Source organism: Kitasatospora sp. NPDC005856 (genome assembly GCF_040629945.1).
In the GTDB taxonomy this organism is placed as follows: Bacteria; Actinomycetota; Actinomycetes; order Streptomycetales; family Streptomycetaceae; genus Kitasatospora.
This window is the reverse complement of sequence record NZ_JBEXWT010000007.1, coordinates 56,163-70,657: the sequence shown is the minus strand read 5'-3', so window position 1 is coordinate 70,657 and position 14,495 is coordinate 56,163. Positions and strand designations below refer to the sequence as shown.

Sequence of the window (14,495 nt, the reverse complement as noted above, 5' to 3'; positions counted from 1 at the left end):
CGGTGCGGCGCGGCCGGGGAGGGCCCGCCACCGGGGAGGGCCGTACGGGCGCACCCGGGCGTGTCGGCCCGCGCGGTTGCCCGGCCCCGGCGAGCCGCTCCCCTAGCCTGACCAGGCCCGCCGTGCGGCGGCCGCGGGGGTCCGGAGCCGTGCGTGCCCGGCCGAGTCGTGGACAGGGGTGCTCGTGGTTTCGTCGGGGTCGGCCGAGCCGGGGGCTGCGCCCTCCTCGCGGAGCGGGCGTTTCCGCGCCTGGATGCTGGAAGGCCTGGCCGACATGGCCAAACAGCACCCCGGCCCGCACGCCGAGGTCCCGCACGAGGAGGGCCGGCGCTGGTGGCGGGTGATGTGCCTGACCGGTCTGGACTACTTCTCCACGCTCGGCTACCAGCCCGGCATCGCCGCGCTCGCGGCCGGCCTGGTCTCGCCGCTGGCGACCATCGTGCTGGTGATCGTGACCCTGCTCGGCGCGCTGCCCGTCTACCGGAGGGTCGCCCAGGAGAGCCCGCACGGCCAGGGCTCGATCGCGATGCTGGAACGGCTGCTCTCCTTCTGGCAGGGCAAGCTCTTCGTACTCACCCTGCTGGGCTTCGCGGCCACCGACTTCATGATCACCATCACCCTGTCCGCCGCCGACGCCAGCGCGCACCTGGTGGAGAACCCGCACCTGCACAGCGCCCTGACCGGCAAGCAGGTCCTGCTGACCATGATCATGATCGCGCTGCTCGGCGCGGTCTTCCTCAAGGGCTTCAGCGAGGCGATCGGCCTGGCCGTGGTGCTGGTCGCGGTGTACCTCTCGCTGAACGTCGTGGTGGTGGCCAACGGGCTGTGGCACGTGCTCAGCGAGCCGCACCTGTTCAGCGAATGGACGGACGCGCTGACCACGGAGCACGGCAACGCGCTCGCGATGATCGGCGTCGCGCTGATCGTCTTCCCGAAGCTGGCGCTCGGCCTGTCCGGCTTCGAGACCGGCGTGGCCGTGATGCCGCACATCGAGGGCGATCCGGACGACACCGAGGAGAAGCCCACCGGCCGGATCCGCGGCGCCCGCAAGCTGCTGACCACCGCCGCCGCGATCATGAGCGTGTTCCTGATCACCACCAGCTTCATCACCACGCTGCTCATCCCGGCCGACCAGTTCAAGGCCGGCGGCCAGGCCAACGGGCGGGCGCTCGCCTACCTCGCCCACGAGTACCTGGGCAACACCTTCGGCAGCGTCTACGACCTCTCCACGATCGCCATCCTCTGGTTCGCCGGGGCCTCCGCGATGGCCGGGCTGCTCAACCTGATGCCCCGCTACCTGCCCCGCTACGGGATGGCCCCGCACTGGGCCCGCGCGGTGCGGCCCACCGTCATCGTGCTCACCCTGATCGCCTTCCTGGTGACCTGGATCTTCGACGCCAGCGTGGACGCCCAGGGCGGCGCGTACGCGACCGGCGTGCTGGTGCTGATCAGCTCCGCCGCCATCGCCGTCACCATCGCCGCCCACAAGGCCGGGCAGCGCGGCTGGCGGGCCGGCTTCGCGGTGATCGCCGCGGTGTTCCTCTACACCACGGCGGTGAACATCGCCGAGCGGCCGGACGGCGTCAAGATCGGTGCCTGCTTCATCGCGGCCATCATGCTGGTCTCGTTCCTCTCCCGGCTCAAGCGCGCCTTCGAGCTGCGCGTCACCGACGTGGTGCTGGACGACGTCGCCGAGCGGTTCGTCCGGGACTACATCCACCGTCCGCTGCGGCTGATCGCCAACGAGCCGAACAGCCGGGACCTCGCCGAGTACCGCGACAAGATCCACCAGATCCGGCGGGACAACGACATCCCGGCCGAGGACGACCTGGTCTTCGTCGAGGTCACCGTGCTCGACCCGTCGGACTTCGAGGCCGAACTGACCGTGCGCGGCGAGGTGCTGCACGAGCGCTACCGGGTGCTGACACTGGAGAGCTCCAGCGTGCCGAACGCCCTGGCCGCCCTGCTGCTGCGGGTGCGCGACCTCACCGGGCAGCAGCCGCACATCTACTTCGAGTGGACCGAGGGCAATCCGTTCGCCCAGTTCCTCCGGTTCTTCCTGTTCGGACAGGGCGAGATCGCGCCGGTCACCCGCGAGGTGCTGCGCGAGGCCGAACCGGACCGCTCACAGCGACCGGCCGTCCACGTGGGCTGACCGGGGCCGGCCCTTCGCGCGGGCTGACCAGGGCCGGCTCGCCGTGGCGGAGCGGTCCCGTCGGCCGGTCAGCGGTTCTGATGGGATCTGCTCCACGAAGGGGCGACGATGGCCACCAGGGCGACGGCGAAGGCGACCTGCAGGATGTGGCGGATCCAGTCGATCCCGCCGGTGTGGCGGACGCCGATCCAGCCGGAGACGGCGTTGCCGAGCCAGGCTCCGGCGGCGCCGAGCAGCATGGTCAGCCACCACGGGATCGACTGCGGTCCGCGCAGGATGAGCTTGGCGATCACGCCCAGCACGAAGCCGATGAGCAGAATCCACAGGAGCTGGAACATCGCGGTCCACCTTCCGGGCGCTCCCGGGCGCGACGGCCCGGTGCGCCGAATCGCCGATGACGCGGTTCGTCCCATGATCACCCCGATCGGGCGAACGGGCATGTCGACAGGAGCGAACGGGCGTGTCGACGGGAGGCCACGCGGGTCAGCGCCGTGTCGACGGGCCGCGCCGGGCGGGGATGGGCGAGAACGCGCCGCAGGTCGGGCCGGAAAGTCGCTGTCCGACGTCGCGGCCGCACGGATAGGAATGGGCGGGACGCGGACGCACCGCGTCACCGAGAGGAGCCGATCCCCGTGATACGCCTTCGCAACCTCGCCCTGACCCTGGGCGGTGCCGCCGCCGCGCTGACCCTGACCATGGGGACGGCCCAGGCCGCGCCCGGTGACACCAGCACGAGCTGCTCCTCCTCGCTGACGCCGAGCGGCTACGTGGACGTCCAGTGGTGGAACAGCGCGGGCTGCGGCTCCGGGTTCACCCCGAACACCAAGAAGATCATGCAGCTCACCGGCTACCCGGTCGGCACCGTCGTCAACGCCTGCGCGTCCACCTGGCCGCCGGCCGGCTGGACGATCGTGAGCACCTTCTACAGCTCCGGCTGTCAGTACTCCGCGGTGCCGAGCCTGGAGAAGAACTCCTGGCAGCTCAAGCGCGTCTCCTGACGCCGGCGCACGATCCGGCGACCGGGCACGATCCTGTGGCGGGACACGATCCTGTGGCGGGACACTGCTCCGCCACAGGGCACTGCCCCACCACGGGGCACTGCCCGGCGCCGGCGCACGACCCGACGGGGCCGGGGCCTCAGTCCCGGACCGCCGCGACGGCCTCGCGGACACTCGGGTGCGGATCCTCCGCCAGGACGTCCAACAGTTCGGCGACCCCCGGGGTGGACCAGCGGCCGACGGTCAGGGCCAGATCCTCCCGCACCCCCGGGTCCGGATGGGAGGCGAGGCCGGCGAGCCGGTCCACCGGGCCGCGCCGGCGCATGCCGAGCCAGTACAGGGCGGAGTGCAGTTCGGCGGGATCGCCCGGTTCGCCGGCCGCCGCGATCCGCGCGAGCAGCGCGGGCACGGGCGGCGGCGGGCCGTCCAGCGGGTGCGGACGGCGTTCGCGCAGCCGGCGGCTGCCGTACCCGCCGTAGATCCGGCAGCCCTGACAGGTGCAGGGCCGGGTGCCGTGGGCACCCGGCAGGTAGCGCCAGCCGGTGGCCTGCGGTACGGCGCGGACCCGGTGCACCTCCCGGGCGCCCACCGCGCGCGGCAGGAACACCTCCCAGCCGCGCGGGTCGGCCAGTGCGCCGATCCGCCGGACCGCCTCGGCCGCCCGCAGCCGCCGCTGGGCGTCGAGGGCGCCGTCCCGGTAGTGGCCGACCAGGACCTCCTGCTCGTCGTCCAGCCTGAGGTGCACCGCGATCAGCGCGCCCTTGGGGCCGAACCGGGCCAGCTCGCGCAGCCACTGGTGGGTCAGCGTGTACGAGGGCAGCACGGGGAAGCAGTACACGCCGCGCGCGCCGCCCTGGCCCCGGCTGTCGGCGCGGATTCCGGCGCGGCGGATGCGCGGCGCGTTCGCCGCGGCGGTCAGGTGCACGAACATCGCCATGGGGCGCGATCCTAGCGAGCGACCGGGGGGCGTTCCGAGCCGTTTTTCCGAGCCGCTGTTCGGTCCTTCCCTCCGGGGGCGTGGCCCGCCCGGTCCGGCCTGGCCGGTTGCGGCTGCAGTGGCAGTGGCAGTGGCAGTGGCAGCGGCAACGGCCTTTGCCGCGGCCGAAGGCGACGGTGCGTCAGTCGGTGTTCGCTCGGCGCTCGATCAGGGCGGCCAGTCCGTCCAGGATGCGCTCCAGGCCGAACTCCAGCGCCTGGTCGCGGCCGCCCGGGTCGGCCATGGCGGCGGCGACGGCGGGGAAGCGGTCGGCGTGCTCCTGGACCACGGCGCCGAGGGCGGCGAGGAGTTCGGCCTCGGGGTTGTGGTCCGGGCCGGCGGCGCGGGACTGTGTGGCGATCCCGCGCACGTGCCCGGTGAGCAGCACGGCGGCGTCCATCCGTTCGGGGCCGTTCAGCCCGTGGCCGTCGAGCGCCGCCACCACCCGCTCCAGCCAGGCGAGTTCCCTCGGGCCGATGGCCCGTGCACCGACAGTGGCGTCCAGCAGCCACGGATGCCGGGCGAAGGAGTCGGCCAAGTGGTGGGCCCAGACGGTGAGTTGCTCCCGCCAGCCGGCACCCTCCGGCGCGTCCGACGGTGCGTCGACGGCCGACTCGACCATCAGGGCGATCAGTTCGGCCTTGCCGGGGACGTAGCGGTAGAGCGACATCTTGGTGAAGTCGAGCAGCCCGGCCACCTTCTGCATGGAGACCGCGCCGAGCCCCTCCGCGTCGGCGATCTCGACCCCCGCGGCGGCGATCCGCTCCAGGCTCAGGGCCGGCTTCGGCCCCCGGGTGGGCTTGGCCGGCGGACCCCAGAGCAGTCGCACCGTGTCGTTCGCCGCCTCGGCCATCATTCGCTCCCGTCCTGCGCCGCCGCCTGGGGGTTGTCCTTCCAGGCCAACTGTGTCTACCGTACACAGCAACGAACAGTGTCCGCGAGACACAGTTTTTGATCCCCGGACGGAGTGATTTCCATGAGCACCAGGGTCCTGATCTCGGGCGCGAGCATCGCCGGCCCCGCCCTGGCCCACTGGCTGGGCAGGTACGGCTTCGAGGTGACCGTGGTCGAGCTGGCCCCCGCAATGCGCGACGGCGGTCAGGACGTCGACTTCCGCGGCCGCACCCATCTGACCGTGCTGGAGCGGATGGGAGTCCTGGAGGAACTGCGCACGCTCGGGACCGGCGGCAGTCCGATGACCTTCGTCGGTCCCGACGGGCGCCGGCTGCTGCACCTGCCCGCCGAATTCGCCGGCGGCGACCTGGAGGTCCCGCGCGGGGAGCTGGCCCAGCTGCTCCACCGGCACAGCAGGGCTCGCGCCGAGTACGTCTTCGGCGACTCGATCACGGCGCTGGAGGAGACCCCGGGCGGGGTCCGGGTCGCCTTCCGGCACGCGGCATCCCGCGAGTTCGACCTGGTGATCGGCGCCGACGGACTGCACTCCAACGTCCGCCGGCTCGCCTTCGGACCCGAGCAGCGCTACGTCCGCCACCTCGGCTACTACGCGGCCACCTGGCAGCTGCCCAACGGCCTCGGGCTGCCGCCGGGCGGGATCGGCCTCAACGTCCCCGGCCGGCTGATGTCCGTCGGTGCCACCCACCGCGACCCGAGCCGGGCCGGCGCGTTCTGCCTCTTCGCCTCGCCCGAGCTGCGCTACGACCGCCACGACCCCGCGCGGCAGAAGGCACTGGTCCGGGCCGCCTTCGCGGGCCTCGGCTGGCGGGTGCCACAACTGCTGGAGAGCCTGGACGTCGCCCCCGAGCTGTACTTCGACTCGATCAGCCGCGCCGACGTGCCCGCCTGGTCGACCGGCCGGATCGCCCTGATCGGTGACGCCGCCTGCGGGGCGACCATCGGCGGCATGGGCACCGGCACGGCGGTGGTGGCCGCGTACGTCCTGGCGGGCGAGCTGGCCCGGGCGCGCGGGGACCACCGGGCCGCCTTCGGGCGGTACGAGCGGCTGCTGCGCGGCTACGCGCAGGGCTGCCAGAAGGGCGGGGACCGGACCGGGCCGTTCCTCGCCCCGCGGACGGCCGCGGGTCTGCGGTTCCGCAACGCGCTGCTCAACCGGCGCTGGGCGCTGGAGCGGATGCTGGAGCTGGGGAAGCAGGTCAGCAGCGTCGAACTGCCGGACTACGAGAGGGAGCCGGGCCGTCGACCGGGGGTCGCGGGCTGAACGCGGGCGCCCGGCGGTGCCCCGTCCCGCCTTGTCCCGCCTTGCTCTGTTCGGCCTGCCTGCCCGGCTGTAGGGGACGTGTTCGCAGGTCGGGGCCCAAGGTCCCACCCGTTCGGCCCCATGGCCCCTGGCGATCGGGGCCGCCACGAGCGATGCTGCCGGTACCGGCCGGGACGACCCGTGCCCGGTCGGACCAGGATCGTTGGACGAGGTGAACCGGCGTGCGGCATGCCACCGTCGAATCCGTGATGACCAGCCCCGTCGTCCTGGTCTCACCGGAGACCGGATTCCGGGAGATCGTGGCGCTGCTGAGCGACTACGACATCACCGGCGTACCCGTGGTGGACGCGGAGACGCGGCCGCTCGGCGTGGTCTCGGAGGCCGACCTGCTCCGCACCCTGGCCGCGCAGGAGGACCCGGCCAGCCTGCTGCCCGCGCCGGAGTCGGTGCAGGCGGGGCCGGACGGCGAGGTGACCGCGGCCGACCTGATGACGGCGCAGCCGGTCTGCACCACCCCGGACACCAGCGTCGTCGCGGCGGCTCGGCTGATGAGCCGGCACGGCCTGAAGCGGCTGCCGGTGCTGGACGAGGACGGACGGGTGATCGGCATGGTCAGCCGCGGTGACCTGCTGCGGGTGTTCCTGCGCGAGGACGTGGTGATCCGGCGCGAGATCGTCGAGGAGGTGCTCGGCCGGATCGACGGGGTCAGCCCGGCGCAGATCGGGGTGGAGGTCAATCAGGGGCGGGTGGTGCTGAGCGGCACCGTGCCCGAGCCGCACCTGGTGCCGATCGTGCTCAACCTGTGCCGCTCGGTGGACGGGGTGGTCTCGGTGACCGACCGGCTCGGGGCCGAAGGGGCGGCGCCGGTCGGCTGACCGGCTGCGTCGGCCGCCCCGAATCGCACGTTCGCGTCGGACCCGAACGATCCGCTTCGCATACTGCGGAGGGTATCGGGTAACTCACCCTGTGTGCCCGGTGGTGTGGACCTCCGGGACGCCGGAGCTTCGGGGAGGCGGCCGTGACGGTCGTGTTCGACGCCGACTTCACTTCGACCAGTCAGTGGATCGCCGGGCGCAGCAGCGCCTACCCCCGGATGGGGCCGACCAACCGGAGCGACCACAAACTCGACTACCTCAGCCGCGACTACTGCCCCGACGGAGTGTTCGCGGCGGTGCGGCGGCACAGCGGCGGGTTGTGGAGCTGCAACCTGCTGACCACCGAGGGCAGTCCGGACGGTTTCCAACTCCGGGCCGGGGACGTGCTGTCGGCGAGCGTGACGCTGCCCGTCGAACTCGGCGCCTGGCCGGCGATCTGGACCTGGCGGGACGGCGGCAACGAGGTGGACTTCTTCGAGTACCACCCGGACAACCCCGACCTGCTGGAGATCTCCAACCACGTCCGGGGCGGCTACCGGTACTGGCACGGCGCGAGCGCCGGGATCGGGCCGGGGGCGACCTTCGATCTGCGGGTGGTGCTCGGCGCGAACTCGGTGGACTGGTACGTGGAGGACGAACTGGTCTACGCGGACCTGCACGGCGTCGGGGCCGGGTGGCACGCGTACCTGATCGTCAACATGTCGGTGGCGGACGGGACGTACCACCCCCGGCCGCCGTACGGCGGGCCGGACCGGCTGAGCTGGGTGTGCCGCAGCCTGCAGGTCGAGCGCTGAGCGGGTGGGCGTCGAGTGGCCGGGCGGGCCTACGGGGTGGCGTGCCTACAGCTCGTGGGGTGCGAAGGCGGCGATGATCGGGCGACGGGGCGTGTAGCCGCCGCGTGGGTCGAGCGGGGTGAGCAGGGTGTGCGGGTCGCGTCGGTCCTGTGGTTGGTGCAGGCCGGTCACGCTGGGGGAGCCGTACGGGCCGGAACGCTGGAACCAGACCGCCCGGCGGTGCGGGCCGATGTGGGCGGGGTCGGTCACGTACAGGTCGTCGCGCGGGGCACGCTCGTTGCCCGGGGCGAGCGCCGCGTCCACGGCGCGTTCGGCGATGGCGTGCAGCAGCGCGGTGGCGGTGGACTCGGCGGCGGCCGGCGCGATGGCGAGGGCGGTGAGCTCGGCCCAGAGCGCGGTGGTGACGTAGTCGATGGGGGAGTGGCCGAGTGCCGGATGGGGGCGCGGGTCCGGGTGGCGCCGCAGCACACCGGCGGCGACGAGCTGCTCGGGGGAGCGGTCGTCGTCCTGTCCCTGGAAGGCCGTGAGTGGCTGGTGAGCCGTGGGCCACTGGGGGTGGGGCGCGGGCGGCGGGTGGTGGGTCACGAGCGGCACGCTACCCCGGTGGGTGCCGCGCAGGAGTGCCGGACCGTTTTCTCAGGCTTCCCTCACGCCGCTTTCACCACTGACGGGCGCAGGATGGTGGTAGGCGCTGCTCACCTCGGCGGGCCCCGACGGGGCCGGAGGAGGAGGTCCTGATGAGGTACTGGCACGGACACGGCCACGGCATGGGTGGCTGGGGTGTGGGGTTCATGGCGTTCGGGACGCTGCTGCTCCTGGTGATCGTCGTGCTCCTGGCCGTCGCCCTGTTCCGCTACGTGTCGCGCTCGCGGCAGCCGATCCCGCCCGGTCGGGCGGCTCCGGGTGTCGGTGGATCCGGGGCGGGTGGCCCGCAGGGCTGGGGCCAGGCGGATCAGGGGAGCCAAGGAGGCCAGGGGACGCCCCCGGAGCAGTTGCTCGCGGAGCGGTTCGCACGGGGTGAGATCGACGCGGAGGAGTACCGACACCGACTGGAGACGCTGCGCTCGGCGAACGGGCCGGGTGGCGGTTGACCCCGGAGTGACGCTCGGATGGGCCCGCAGCACTTCGCGTGCTGCGGGCCCACTCGAGCGGCGGGGCCGGAGTGACCGGTCAAAGAGCCTCGGCGGCCAGCCGACGGCCGGGCGCCTACTCGACGACCAGCTCGACCGGGATGTTGCCCCGGGTGGCGCGGGAGTACGGGCAGACCTCGTGCGCCTGCTTGACCAGCAGCTCGCCGGTCTCGCCCGCGAGGGACTCGGGCAGCTCGACGCGCAGCACGACGGCGAGGCCGAAGCCGGCCCCGTCCTTGCCGATGGACACCTCGGCCGTCACCGAGACCTCGCTGGTGTCCACCCGGGCCTGTCGGCCGACCAGGCCGAGGGCGCTGGCGAAGCAGGCGGCGTAGCCGGCGGCGAAGAGCTGCTCGGGGTTGGTGCCCTGACCGCTGCCACCGAGCGCCGGCGGCATGGCCAGTGCGAGGTCCAGCTGTCCGTCGGAGCTGACGGCACGGCCCTCCCGGCCGTTGGCGGTGGCGGCTGCGGTGTAGAGCGCGTCCATGGTGGCGTCCCTTCAGGTCCTGGATGTTCCTGCGGTCGGTTGTCCGGGCGGTCGTCCGCCCGGTGCGCTTCGCGGCGGCCGCTGGGTCGTCGCTGCGCTGAAACAAGTAGAGCACGCAATTCAATTGCGCACAACTCAATGGCGTGATGGCGATCGGTACCATGGGTTCATGACCACCCACCCCGGCCTGGCCGACGAGGAACTGCTCCGCCTCGACCAGCAGATCTGTTTCTCGCTCAACGCGGCCTCCCGTGCCTTCGGTGGCGTGTACCGGGTGCTGCTGCGGGACCTCGGGCTGACCTACCCGCAGTACCTGGTCATGCTGGTGCTGTGGGAGGAGGGTGAGCTGCCCGTCAAGCGGATCGGCGAACGGCTGAGGCTGGACTCCGGGACGCTCTCCCCGCTGCTCAAGCGACTGGAAGCGGCCGGGCTGGTGCGCCGCGAGCGCAGCCCGGAGGACGAGCGGTCGGTCACCGTCCGCCTGACCTCCGAGGGGTCGGCGCTGCGCGAGCGGGCCGGCCAGGTCCCGCGCCGACTGCTCGCGGCCACTGCGCTGCCGGTCGAGGACCTCGCCGCGCTGCGCGGGCTGCTGGACCGGGTGACCGCCGCGCTGGACGCGGCGGAGGTGGAGCCGGCCCCGTAGGGGGGTGGCATGCCCCCGTCCCCCGTGCGTGCGGGGTGGGTGCGGGGTCTCGCGGGTCCGCGGGGCGGGGTCGTCGGGTGGGGTCATGGGGTGGGGTGTCGGGCGGGGCTGCGGGGTGGCCCGGGTGGGTCTGTCGGGGCCTGGGGGTCAGGGTGGGGTGGTGGGGCTTGTCAAGCGGCTCCCTCGTTCACTGTGATGTGGGTCACATGGTTGCCCCTTCGGTCGGGCCCCGGGGGGCGAAGCGGCAGGTCAGCCGTGCTGTTCGGAAGTGAACGGAAACCTTCGGCAATTGTCCGCCCGATCCGGTCGACATCCCGGAGCTCCCGGACGGTTACACCACGAGCCCCCAAGGGGCCGTCGGCGTGCCACCCGGTGGGCCGGCCAGCTGACCGACGAAAGGGGGGCCGCGTGAGCACTCCCGGGCCGGGCGAGGAGCGGGGCCTGCGAGCCGACCCGCTCGGCGACCTGCCGAACGACTTCGAGGCCTTCTTCACCCGCGAGAACTCGGGCTACCTCCGCTACGCCCAACAGCGCCTGCGGCACCGTGAGGACGCCCAGGACGCCGTCCAGAACGCGGGCACCACGCTCTACAAGAACTGGCGCCGGGCCCTGGCCAGCCCCGATCCGCAGGCCTTTGCCTTCAAGGTCGTCAAGGACGCGGTCGTGGACGTGCTGCGCGAGCGCCGCCGCGCCGAACGCAAGCGATTGCGGGTGATCGCCCAGCGCCGTCCCGACACCAGCCAGGACGAGCTGAACGAGCTCGCCGAACTGGACGCCCTGGACTGGGCGATGGAGGAACTCGCGCGGGCCGCGCCGGTCCAGGCCGACGTGGTCCGGCTGCGCCAGGCGGGACTGTCGTACCACGACATCGGACGGTCCCTCGGTATCGCCCACACCACCGCCAGGACCTACTACAGCCTCGGGCGGCGCCACCTGGAGTACCTGTTGGAGCACCCGGACGACGGCGGGGCGCGGACATGAGGGCGGACATGAAGGTCGTGGACCTGCTGCGTGTGCACGCCGTCGAGCTGACGCGGGAGTTCGACGACCACGATCCGGTGGATTTCACGCGCCGGCTGGCCGAGCGGCTCGCCGCCACCCGACGGCCCGCCCCCACGGTGCGCGAACGTCCCGCCCGGCCGCCCGCCGGTGTCCGGCCGCCGCATTCTCCGCTCTCGGGACCGAGCCCCGGCGCGGCCGTGGGGGCGGGCTCAGGGCTGGGTGCCGGGGCCGGCGTGGGCGCCGGCTCCGGCCCGGGGTCGGGGCCCGGTCCCGATGCCGTCCCGGGGCAGCCCCGGTGGGCCGGAGGACGGGCGGAGCTGCGGCGCGACCTGCGGCACCTCTGCGCGGGGGTGGCGGGCGCCGTGGAGCCGGGCGAGCTGGCCCTGGATCTCGAACTCGCCGAGAAGACGGCTTTCCGCACCCTCGGCTGCCTGCTGTACGGCATGGGCCGCACGGCGGACGGCGTCTTCTGGTGGCGGATAGCCGCCCAGTACGGGGACCAGTTGGCCGTGCACTGCCTGGCGGTGCACTACACCGCCGAGGGCGAGCGGTGCGACGCGGCCCACTGGGCCGCCCAGGCCCAGGACCTCAGCGCCCCGGGCCGGCTGCCGGAGCTGGCGCCGGACGTGCGGCCGGGTGGGGCGGCGGAGCTGGCGCGGCTGCTGGCGGAGCGCTACGACGGCGAGATCCTGCTGACGGTGCGGGAGGCGGTCGCGGCGCGGCCGAGGGCCGACCCCGGGCGGCTGGGGGTCCGGGCCGTGCGCGGGCGGGGGGTGGTACGGATTCGCTGACCGGTGCGGACGCCGGGGCCTGCTGGTTGGGCGGGGCGGGGCGGGGCGGGAGTGGGCCTGGGTGCGGGCGTGGGCGCGAGTGGGTGCGGGCGTGGGGGAGAGTGGGCGGGCCGGAGTTCAGAGGGTTCAGGTGAGCCCGGACACGGCGGCGCCAAGGTACTCGGCGCCGAGCAGCAGCGGGACGGCGACCATGATCGCCGCGTTGTGCGTGGCCGTCCAGGCCCGCAACTCGCCGAGGGAGTGCCACGCGCGGTCGTCGGCCCGGAGGTGGACGGCGAAGGGCACCAGGGTGCCCAGCGAGCCGAGCAGCACCAATACGGCGGCGGCCACCGCCTTCTCCCCGCCGCCGGTCGGGGCGGCGGCGATGGAGGCGGCCCCGCCGACGGCCGGGACGAGGGTCGTCGGACGGGCCACGACCAGGACCGCGGCGAGACCGGCGGACCGGGCGGCGGACAGCCGGTCGATCGAGAGCAGCCAGACCGGCGGCGCGGTGACCCGGCCGGGGCGGGGCCGCTCGTGCCACTGCCGGGCGGCCAGCAGGAGGAGCACGGTGCCGAGGGCGAGCTTCAGCCAGGACGGCCAGGTCGGCGTGGCGCGGGCGGGGTTCAACGCGGTTCCCGCCGCCAGGACGGCGCCCGCCACCGCGCTAAGGCCGAGCAGCCAACCGATCGTGAAGGCGATCCCGTTGGTCCGGCCGCGCGGGGAGGCGAGGATCAGGAGGACGGCGATCAGCGGCAGCGGGCTGAGCGCGACCGCCACCGCGGAGGCCAGCATCGGGCCGATCGCCTCACCCATCGCGGTACCTGCCTTCCCGTCGCCGGGCGCCGTCCGCCATTCAGCTACGGACGGGCGGGCGGCGCACGGCCGGAGCCGCCGTTCGGGTGAGGGCGGGGCCGCGCGGTGAGTGGGCGGCGAGCGGATGGTGAACGGCGGAGGGTCGCCGCACCACTGGGGTGCGACGGCCCTCCGCGGGCGCGAGGTGCGTCAGTCGGTGCCGGACTCGATCGCCGCGTGGTCGAGCGCGGTCGAGTCCTCCTCGTCACCGGTGCCGGCGGCGATGGGGGCCGCACCGCCCGGGGCGAGCTCGCCGATCAGGCCGCTCCACGGCGCCAGCTGGCCGTGCACCGCGTACTGCTCCAGCTTGCTGCGCGAATCGGCGATGTCGAGGTTGCGCATGGTCAGCTGGCCGATGCGGTCGTCCGGGACGAACGCGGCATCGACGCTGCGCTCCATCGACAGCTTCTCGGGGTGGTAGCTGAAGTTGGGGCCCTGGGTGTCGATGACCGAGTAGTCCTGGCCGCGCCGCAGCCGCAGGGTGACGCTGCCGGTGACCGGGTGGCCGATCCAGCGCTGGATGCTGTCCCGGAGCATCAGCGACTGCGGGTCGAACCAGCGGCCCTCGTAGAGCAGCCGGCCGAGCCGCCGACCCTGGGTGTGGTACGTGGCGAGGGTGTCCTCGTTGTGGATGGCGTTCAGCAGCCGCTCGTAGGCGATGTGCAGCAGCGCCATGCCCGGGGCCTCGTAGATGCCACGGCTCTTGGCCTCGATGATGCGGTTCTCGATCTGGTCCGACATGCCCAGACCGTGCCGGCCGCCGATGGTGTTGGCCTCGTGGACCAGGTCGACGGCGCCGGCGAACTCCTGGCCGTTGATCCGGACCGGGCGGCCGAACTCGAACTCGACGGTGACGTCCTCGGTCTGGATCTCGACCGCCGGGTCCCAGAAGGCCACGCCCATGATCGGGCTGACGATCTCCAGGGAGGCGTCCAGGTACTCCAGCCGCTTGGCCTCGTGGGTGGCGCCCCAGATGTTGGCGTCGGTGGAGTAGGCCTTCTCGGCGGAGTCCCGGTACGGCAGGTCGCGCTCGGCGAGCCACTCCGACATCTCCTTGCGGCCGCCGAGCTGGTCGACGAACGCCTGGTCCAGCCACGGCTTGTAGATCCGCAGGTTGGGGTTGGCGAGCAGGCCGTAGCGGTAGAACCGCTCGATGTCGTTGCCCTTGTAGGTGGAGCCGTCGCCCCAGATGGAAACGCCGTCCTCCTGCATGGCGCGCACCAGCAGGGTGCCGGTCACGGCGCGGCCGAGCGGGGTGGTGTTGAAGTACGTCTGCCCGGCGGAGCGGATGTGGAAGGCGCCGCAGGCGAGGGCTGCCAGGCCCTCCTCGACCAGCGCGGCCCGGCAGTCGACCAGCCGCGCCTGCTCGGCGCCGTAGGCGCGGCCACGGGCCGGGACGTCGGCGAGGTTCGGCTCGTCGTACTGGCCGATGTCGGCCGTGTAGGCGTAGGGGAAGGCGCCGTGCTCGCGCATCCACGCAACGGCGACGGAGGTGTCCAACCCACCGGAGAATGCGATGCCGATCCGTTCACCGACCGGCAGCTTGCTCAAGACCTTCGACATGGATGCACCCTTGACCCGCGTGGAGCGGGCCCCTGATCTAGCGACGTGTGACGGGATTCGGCGTAATCGAT

Annotated in this window: 16 protein-coding genes; 9 read left to right on the top strand and 7 right to left on the bottom strand. The window is 73.2% G+C overall.

Annotated features, from left to right (window positions below; genetic code table 11):
* Positions 1-274: 274 nt before the first annotated feature.
* Positions 275-2,155 (top strand): amino acid transporter, encoded by a 1,881-nt coding sequence (locus ABZ449_RS06905; protein ID WP_360341383.1) that lies wholly within the window; start codon positions 275-277, stop codon positions 2,153-2,155.
* Between the two features lie 68 nt (positions 2,156-2,223).
* On the opposite strand, the gene ABZ449_RS06900 is transcribed toward ABZ449_RS06905, so the two are convergent.
* Positions 2,224-2,493, bottom strand: a complete 270-nt coding sequence (locus ABZ449_RS06900; protein WP_360341380.1) for a GlsB/YeaQ/YmgE family stress response membrane protein — start codon at positions 2,491-2,493, stop codon at positions 2,224-2,226.
* A gap of 294 nt (positions 2,494-2,787) precedes the next feature.
* Here ABZ449_RS06900 and ABZ449_RS06895 point away from each other — a divergent pair, with 294 nt between their 5' ends.
* Entirely contained in the window at positions 2,788-3,153 is a 366-nt protein-coding gene (locus tag ABZ449_RS06895; RefSeq protein WP_360341377.1) for a hypothetical protein, read from the top strand.
* Between the two features lie 139 nt (positions 3,154-3,292).
* Here ABZ449_RS06895 and ABZ449_RS06890 read toward each other — a convergent pair whose 3' ends face one another.
* Together ABZ449_RS06890 and ABZ449_RS06885 are read right to left on the bottom strand one after the other, a co-directional pair.
* Positions 3,293-4,090 carry a HEAT repeat domain-containing protein gene (locus ABZ449_RS06890; RefSeq protein ID WP_360341374.1) on the bottom strand — a complete coding sequence of 266 codons (798 nt, stop codon included), beginning with the start codon at positions 4,088-4,090 and terminating at the stop codon, positions 3,293-3,295.
* Positions 4,091-4,271: 181 nt separating this feature from the next.
* Positions 4,272-4,985: a TetR/AcrR family transcriptional regulator C-terminal domain-containing protein gene (locus ABZ449_RS06885; RefSeq protein WP_360341371.1), complete on the bottom strand. Its 714-nt coding sequence runs from the start codon at positions 4,983-4,985 to the stop codon at positions 4,272-4,274.
* Positions 4,986-5,105: 120 nt separating this feature from the next.
* Here ABZ449_RS06885 and ABZ449_RS06880 point away from each other — a divergent pair, with 120 nt between their 5' ends.
* The 3 genes from ABZ449_RS06880 to ABZ449_RS06870 all read left to right on the top strand — a co-directional run bounded on the left by ABZ449_RS06880 (position 5,106) and on the right by ABZ449_RS06870 (position 7,974).
* Complete coding sequence (locus tag ABZ449_RS06880) at positions 5,106-6,305, top strand: FAD-dependent monooxygenase (RefSeq protein ID WP_360341368.1); 1,200 nt, start codon at positions 5,106-5,108, stop codon at positions 6,303-6,305.
* A gap of 248 nt (positions 6,306-6,553) precedes the next feature.
* A complete protein-coding gene (locus tag ABZ449_RS06875) occupies positions 6,554-7,180 on the top strand; it encodes a CBS domain-containing protein (RefSeq protein ID WP_360341633.1) in 627 nt (208 codons plus the stop codon).
* A gap of 143 nt (positions 7,181-7,323) precedes the next feature.
* Entirely contained in the window at positions 7,324-7,974 is a 651-nt protein-coding gene (locus ABZ449_RS06870; RefSeq protein WP_360341365.1) for a beta-glucanase, read from the top strand.
* A 45-nt stretch (positions 7,975-8,019) separates the two neighbouring features.
* Here the strand turns inward: ABZ449_RS06870 and ABZ449_RS06865 are convergent, their stop codons facing one another.
* Positions 8,020-8,559 (bottom strand): hypothetical protein, encoded by a 540-nt coding sequence (locus tag ABZ449_RS06865; protein ID WP_360341363.1) that lies wholly within the window; start codon positions 8,557-8,559, stop codon positions 8,020-8,022.
* A gap of 152 nt (positions 8,560-8,711) precedes the next feature.
* Here ABZ449_RS06865 and ABZ449_RS06860 point away from each other — a divergent pair, with 152 nt between their 5' ends.
* On the top strand, positions 8,712-9,065 hold the full coding sequence (locus tag ABZ449_RS06860) for an SHOCT domain-containing protein (RefSeq protein ID WP_360341360.1): 354 nt from the start codon (positions 8,712-8,714) through the stop codon (positions 9,063-9,065).
* A gap of 115 nt (positions 9,066-9,180) precedes the next feature.
* Here the strand turns inward: ABZ449_RS06860 and ABZ449_RS06855 are convergent, their stop codons facing one another.
* Positions 9,181-9,591 carry an organic hydroperoxide resistance protein gene (locus tag ABZ449_RS06855; protein ID WP_355266881.1) on the bottom strand — a complete coding sequence of 137 codons (411 nt, stop codon included), beginning with the start codon at positions 9,589-9,591 and terminating at the stop codon, positions 9,181-9,183.
* Positions 9,592-9,760: 169 nt separating this feature from the next.
* Here ABZ449_RS06855 and ABZ449_RS06850 point away from each other — a divergent pair, with 169 nt between their 5' ends.
* The 3 genes from ABZ449_RS06850 to ABZ449_RS06840 all read left to right on the top strand — a co-directional run bounded on the left by ABZ449_RS06850 (position 9,761) and on the right by ABZ449_RS06840 (position 12,027).
* A complete protein-coding gene (locus ABZ449_RS06850) occupies positions 9,761-10,234 on the top strand; it encodes a MarR family transcriptional regulator (RefSeq protein ID WP_360341357.1) in 474 nt (157 codons plus the stop codon).
* Positions 10,235-10,642: 408 nt separating this feature from the next.
* Positions 10,643-11,215 carry a sigma-70 family RNA polymerase sigma factor gene (locus tag ABZ449_RS06845; RefSeq protein ID WP_360341354.1) on the top strand — a complete coding sequence of 191 codons (573 nt, stop codon included), beginning with the start codon at positions 10,643-10,645 and terminating at the stop codon, positions 11,213-11,215.
* A gap of 8 nt (positions 11,216-11,223) precedes the next feature.
* On the top strand, positions 11,224-12,027 hold the full coding sequence (locus tag ABZ449_RS06840; protein ID WP_360341351.1) for a hypothetical protein: 804 nt from the start codon (positions 11,224-11,226) through the stop codon (positions 12,025-12,027).
* Positions 12,028-12,153: 126 nt separating this feature from the next.
* On the opposite strand, the gene ABZ449_RS06835 is transcribed toward ABZ449_RS06840, so the two are convergent.
* Entirely contained in the window at positions 12,154-12,822 is a 669-nt protein-coding gene (locus ABZ449_RS06835) for a GAP family protein (protein ID WP_360341348.1), read from the bottom strand.
* A 189-nt stretch (positions 12,823-13,011) separates the two neighbouring features.
* The gene (argG, locus tag ABZ449_RS06830; RefSeq protein ID WP_360341345.1) at positions 13,012-14,424 is read right to left on the bottom strand and encodes an argininosuccinate synthase; all 1,413 of its coding nucleotides are present in this window, start codon (positions 14,422-14,424) and stop codon (positions 13,012-13,014) included.
* Positions 14,425-14,495 lie beyond the last annotated feature (71 nt).